The 6,052-nt window shown below is 60.4% G+C and carries 6 protein-coding genes; 5 read left to right on the forward strand and 1 reads right to left on the reverse strand.

What is annotated here, in order from left to right:
• The 5 genes from ribF to ispH all read left to right on the forward strand — a co-directional run.
• On the forward strand, nucleotides 1-603 hold a 603-nt coding region (gene ribF / locus AC1DLB_RS18720), incomplete at its 5' end, for a riboflavin biosynthesis protein RibF (RefSeq protein ID WP_477785424.1).
• Nucleotides 604-3,435, forward strand: coding sequence for an isoleucine--tRNA ligase (gene ileS, locus AC1DLB_RS18725; RefSeq protein ID WP_064620459.1), 2,832 nt, complete (start codon nucleotides 604-606; stop codon nucleotides 3,433-3,435).
• Nucleotides 3,428-3,940 (forward strand): signal peptidase II, encoded by a 513-nt coding sequence (lspA, locus tag AC1DLB_RS18730; RefSeq protein WP_477743870.1) that lies wholly within the window; start codon nucleotides 3,428-3,430, stop codon nucleotides 3,938-3,940. Before ileS ends, lspA begins: the two co-directional genes overlap by 8 nt.
• A gap of 7 nt (nucleotides 3,941-3,947) precedes the next feature.
• Nucleotides 3,948-4,385: an FKBP-type peptidyl-prolyl cis-trans isomerase gene (gene fkpB, locus AC1DLB_RS18735; protein ID WP_477743890.1), complete on the forward strand. Its 438-nt coding sequence runs from the start codon at nucleotides 3,948-3,950 to the stop codon at nucleotides 4,383-4,385.
• 149 nt (nucleotides 4,386-4,534) lie between these two features.
• Nucleotides 4,535-5,482 carry a 4-hydroxy-3-methylbut-2-enyl diphosphate reductase gene (gene ispH, locus AC1DLB_RS18740; protein WP_477785425.1) on the forward strand — a complete coding sequence of 316 codons (948 nt, stop codon included), beginning with the start codon at nucleotides 4,535-4,537 and terminating at the stop codon, nucleotides 5,480-5,482.
• On the opposite strand, the gene AC1DLB_RS18745 is transcribed toward ispH, so the two are convergent.
• Entirely contained in the window at nucleotides 5,451-6,008 is a 558-nt protein-coding gene (locus tag AC1DLB_RS18745) for a GspH/FimT family pseudopilin (RefSeq protein WP_064620453.1), read from the reverse strand. The genes ispH and AC1DLB_RS18745 overlap by 32 nt on opposite strands.
• Between the last annotated feature and the right edge of the window lie 44 nt (nucleotides 6,009-6,052).

The raw sequence follows: 6,052 nt of genomic DNA on the forward strand, positions 1-6,052 counted from the left end.
GTGCAGCATCTGGAAGTCGGTGACGATTTCCGATTTGGCTGCGACCGGTTGGGGGATTTCGACTACTTGCAACAGGCCGGCGTCCTTCAGGGCTTTACCGTCGAAGCGGCGCAGACCGTCGAGCTGGACGGCATTCGTGTCAGCAGCACTCAGGTCCGCAATGCCCTGGCCGCTGCCGATTTCGCCTTGGCCGAGCAACTGCTCGGTCGCCCGTACCGGATTGCCGGTCGGGTCCTGCATGGCCAGAAGCTGGCGCGCCAGTTGGGTACGCCCACGGCCAACGTACAACTCAAGCGTCGTCGTGTGCCGTTGAGCGGGGTTTACCTGGTCAGCGTCGACATCGATGGCAAGACCTGGCCAGGCGTCGCCAATATTGGTGTGCGGCCAACGGTCGAAGGGGATGGCAAAGCTCACCTCGAAGTGCACCTTTTAGATTTTGCCGGCGATCTGTATGACCGGCGTTTGACGGTGGTTTTCCACCACAAGCTGCGTGAAGAGCAGCGTTTCGCCTCTCTGGAGGCGCTTAAGACGGCGATCAATGCGGATATCGCCGCCGCCCGTGCCCTGTCGCACCTAGCGCCAATCGCTAATGAAGAGCCTTAAATGACCGACTATAAAGCCACGCTAAACCTTCCGGACACCGCCTTCCCAATGAAGGCCGGCCTGCCTCAGCGCGAACCGCAGATTCTGCAGCGCTGGGACAGCATTGGCCTGTAYGGTAAGTTGCGCGAGATTGGCAAGGATCGTCCGAAGTTCGTACTGCACGACGGTCCTCCGTACGCCAACGGCACGATTCACATCGGTCATGCGCTGAACAAGATTCTCAAGGACATGATCATCCGCTCGAAAACCCTGTCGGGTTTCGACGCACCTTATGTTCCGGGCTGGGACTGCCACGGCCTGCCGATCGAGCACAAAGTCGAAGTGACCCATGGCAAGAACCTGGGCGCCGACAAGACCCGCGAACTGTGCCGTGCCTACGCCACCGAGCAGATCGAAGGCCAGAAGTCCGAATTCATCCGTTTGGGCGTGTTGGGCGACTTCGCCAACCCGTACAAGACCATGGACTTCAAAAACGAGGCCGGTGAAATCCGCGCCCTGGCGGAAATCGTCAAGGGTGGCTTCGTGTTCAAGGGCCTGAAGCCTGTGAACTGGTGCTTTGACTGCGGTTCRGCCCTGGCTGAAGCGGAAGTCGAGTACGAGAACAAAAAGTCCGCGACCATCGACGTGGCCTTCCCGATCGCCGACGAAGCCAAGCTGGCTGCCGCGTTCGGTCTGCCGTCGTTGGGCAAACCTGCTTCGATCGTGATCTGGACCACCACTCCGTGGACTATCCCGGCCAACCAGGCGCTGAACGTTCACCCGGAGTTCAACTACGCCCTGGTCGACGTCGGCGACAAGCTGCTGGTACTGGCTGAAGAATTGGTCGAGTCCTGCCTGGCCCGCTACAGCCTGGAAGGTTCGGTGATCGCCACCACCACCGGTAAAGCGCTGGAACTGATCAACTTCCGTCACCCGTTCTACGATCGCCTGTCGCCGGTTTACCTGGCCGACTACGTTGAGCTGGGCGCGGGCACCGGCGTGGTTCACTCCTCGCCAGCCTACGGCGTGGACGACTTCGTGACCTGCAAGAAGTACGGCATGGTCAACGATGACATCATCAATCCGGTGCAAAGCAATGGCGTGTATGTGCCATCGCTGGAGTTCTTCGGCGGCCAGTTCATCTGGAAGGCCAATCCGGCCATCGTCGATAAACTGACCGAAGTCGGCGCGCTGCTGCACACCACCACCATCGAACACAGCTACATGCATTGCTGGCGTCACAAGACCCCGCTGATCTATCGCGCCACCGCGCAGTGGTTCATCGGCATGGACAAAGAGCCAGCAGCGGGCGACACCCTGCGCAAACGCGCGATCAAAGCCATCGAAGACACCAAATTCGTCCCGGCCTGGGGCCAGGCGCGCCTGCACTCGATGATCGCCAACCGTCCGGACTGGTGCATCTCCCGTCAGCGCAACTGGGGCGTGCCGATCCCGTTCTTCCTGAACAAGGAAAGCGGCGAACTGCACCCACGCACCGTCGAACTGATGGAAATCGTCGCCCAGCGCGTCGAAGTCGAAGGCATCGAAGCCTGGTTCAAGATGGACGCCGCTGAGTTGCTCGGTGACGAAGCGCCGCTGTACGACAAGATCAGCGACACCCTGGACGTCTGGTTCGACTCGGGCACCACGCACTGGCACGTCCTGCGCGGTTCGCACCCGATGGGCCACGAGACCGGCCCTCGCGCCGACCTGTACCTGGAAGGCTCGGACCAGCACCGCGGCTGGTTCCACTCGTCGTTGCTGACCGGTTGCGCCATCGACGACCACGCACCGTACCGCGAGCTGCTGACCCACGGTTTCACCGTCGACGAATCCGGTCGCAAAATGTCCAAGTCCCTGGGCAACGTGATCGCGCCGCAGAAGGTCAACGACACCCTGGGCGCCGACATCATGCGTCTGTGGGTAGCGTCTACCGACTACTCGGGTGAGATGGCGGTTTCCGAGCAGATCCTGCAACGCAGTGCGGACGCCTACCGGCGCATCCGTAACACCGCGCGTTTCCTGCTTTCCAACCTGACCGGTTTCAACCCGGCCACCGACCTCCTGCCGGCCGAAGAAATGCTCGCCCTGGACCGTTGGGCCGTGGATCGCACGCTGTTGCTGCAACGCGAGCTGCAGGAACACTACGGCGAATACCGTTTCTGGAACGTTTACTCCAAGATCCACAACTTCTGCGTGCAGGAGTTGGGCGGTTTCTACCTGGACATCATCAAGGACCGCCAGTACACCACTGGCGCCGACAGCAAGGCCCGTCGTTCGTGCCAGACTGCGCTGTTCCACATCTCCGAAGCGCTGGTGCGCTGGATCGCGCCGATCCTGGCGTTCACCGCCGACGAGCTGTGGCAGTACCTGCCGGGCGAGCGTAACGAGTCTGTGATGCTCAACACCTGGTACGAAGGCCTGAGCGAACTGCCGGAAGGCTTCGAGCTGGATCGCGCTTACTGGGACCGGATCATGGCGGTCAAGGTTGCGGTCAACAAGGAAATGGAAATCCAGCGTGCAGCCAAGGCCGTTGGTGGCAACCTGCAAGCCGAAGTGACGCTGTTCGCCGAAGACGCGCTGAGCGCCGACCTGGCCAAGCTGAGCAACGAACTGCGTTTCGTGCTGATCACTTCGACCGCCAGTGTTGCGCCATTGGTGCAGGCACCGGCCGATGCCGTGGTCACCGAAGTCAGCGGCCTGAAGCTCAAGATCGTCAAGTCGGCTCACGTCAAGTGCGCCCGCTGCTGGCACTGCCGTGAAGACGTCGGTGTGAACCCGGAACATCCGGAAATCTGCGGTCGTTGTGTCGACAACATCAGCGGCGCGGGCGAGGTTCGTCACTATGCCTAATGCGGCTGGCCGTTTCGGACGGCTGAGCTGGCTCTGGTTGAGTTTGCTGGTCCTGGTCATTGACCAGGCCAGCAAGTTCTACTTCGAAGGCAAGCTCGAGATGTACCAGCAAATCGTGGTGATCCCCGATTTGTTCAGCTGGACCCTGGCCTACAACACCGGGGCGGCGTTCAGCTTCCTGGCTGACGGCTCAGGCTGGCAGCGCTGGTTGTTTGCCTTGATCGCGGTGGTGGTTAGCGCGGTGCTGGTGATCTGGCTCAAGCGCCTGGGGCGCAACGACACCTGGCTGGCGATTGCGCTTGCCTTGGTGCTGGGTGGCGCGCTGGGCAATCTGTACGACCGCATTGCCCTGGGGCATGTGATCGATTTCATTCTGGTGCATTGGCAGAACCGCTGGTATTTCCCGGCGTTCAACTTTGCTGACAGCGCCATTTCTGTCGGTGCCGTAATGCTCGCGCTGGATATGTTCAAAAGTAAGAAGACCGGAGAAACCGTTCATGACTGAACAGGTATTGGCTGAACAACGTATCGGCCAGAACACGGAAGTCACCTTGCACTTTGCATTGCGCCTGGAGAACGGCGACACCGTCGACAGCACTTTCGACAAAGCCCCGGCGACCTTCAAGGTCGGCGACGGCAACCTGTTGCCAGGCTTCGAGGCCGCGCTGTTCGGCTTCAAGGCCGGCGACAAGCGCAGCCTGTCCATCGAGCCGGAAAACGCCTTTGGCCAGCCTAACCCGCAAAACGTGCAGATCATCCCGCGTAAACAGTTCCAGGACATGGAACTGTCGCCAGGATTGCTGGTGATCTTCAATGATGCGGCCAATACCGAGCTGCCAGGCGTGGTGAAGGAATTCGATGACGCGCAAGTGACCATCGACTTCAACCACCCGCTCGCCGGTAAGACCTTGACCTTTGACGTCGAGATCATCAACGTCAAAGCGTTGTAACTGACCGAATACGGTCACCTGTAGGAGCAGAGCTTGCTCGCGAAGGCGTCATCACATTCAGCATCAATGTTGACTGACACACCGCTTTCGCGAGCAAGCTCTGCTCCTACAATGATCTAACTTCTTGCGCGCAAGACACGAGGCACAGCATGCAAATCAAACTCGCCAACCCCCGTGGCTTCTGCGCCGGCGTGGACCGGGCGATCGAAATCGTCAACCGCGCCCTGGAAGTCTTCGGGCCGCCAATCTACGTGCGCCACGAAGTGGTCCACAACAAATTCGTGGTCGAAGACCTGCGTGCCCGTGGGGCGATCTTCGTCGAGGAACTGGATCAGGTACCGGATGACGTGATCGTGATCTTCAGCGCCCACGGCGTTTCCCAGGCCGTGCGTACCGAAGCCACAGGTCGTGGSCTGAASGTGTTYGACGCSACCTGYCCGCTGGTGACCAAGGTGCACATCGAAGTCGCGCGTTACAGCCGCGACGGCCGTGAATGCATCCTTATCGGTCATGCCGGTCATCCGGAAGTCGAAGGCACCATGGGACAATACGATGGCAGCAATGGTGGCGCGATCTATCTGGTCGAAGACGAGAAAGATGTCGCCGAATTGCAGGTGAACAACCCTGAAAAGCTGGCTTTCGTTACCCAGACCACCCTGTCCATGGACGACACCAGTCGCGTGATCGACGCCCTGCGTGCGCGTTTTCCGGCGATCGGCGGTCCGCGCAAGGACGATATCTGTTACGCCACGCAAAACCGTCAGGACGCCGTCAAGCAACTGGCGGACGAATGCGACGTGGTGCTGGTGGTTGGCAGCCCGAACAGCTCCAACTCCAATCGTCTGCGTGAACTGGCCGAACGCATGGCCACCCCGGCCTATCTGATCGACGGTGCCGAAGACTTGCAAAAGAGCTGGTTCGACGGTGTCGAGCGTATTGGCATCACGGCCGGTGCCTCCGCTCCGGAAGTGCTGGTACGTGGCGTGATCCAGCAATTGCAGGCCTGGGGTGCCACGGGTGCCGATGAACTGGCCGGTCGCGAGGAGAACATCACCTTCTCCATGCCTAAAGAGCTGCGCGTGCGTTCGCTGCTGTAATACTTTTCGCCTTTCGACACAGCGCCTGCTCAGCCTTACGGTTGGCCAGGCGCACTCGACCGCTCGCCGCCAGTACCACCTGGAGCTGGCTGACCGGCTCGCGAGCCGAGCAAATATGTAGCGTCCCTGCCTGAAATGCCCGCCCGGGCATCAGCGGTTGGCCCAGACTGCTGAACCGCACGAAACGCCTGACCCACCAATTGCCGACAATCGGCGTCCGCGCATCACCTGCGCGCTCGACCAGTAGCGGATTGCTGCTGTCCTCTGGCCCTTTGCCGCTGATGTCCAGAATGATCCGCCAGCCCTGGCTCCAATCGCCGTTGATGCCATGAATGACCACGTTCTGGTTGCGGGTTATGGCCAGGGTTCTGGCCTGGCGGATCCCACTGATCAGCGACTCGGCCGCCTGCTCCCGATGATTCGATTCCGTCAGTGCAGCGAACGCCGGACTGACCAAGTGCAGAACAATCCCGACAATCGTCAGTCCCATGAGCAGTCCGATCAGGCTGAAACCTTGCTGATGCATGTCATCTCCCTCCATGGAGTGCTGCGGCCCGCGCGATCCTTGCG

It is taken from the genome of Pseudomonas sp. 05N434 (assembly GCF_056396965.1).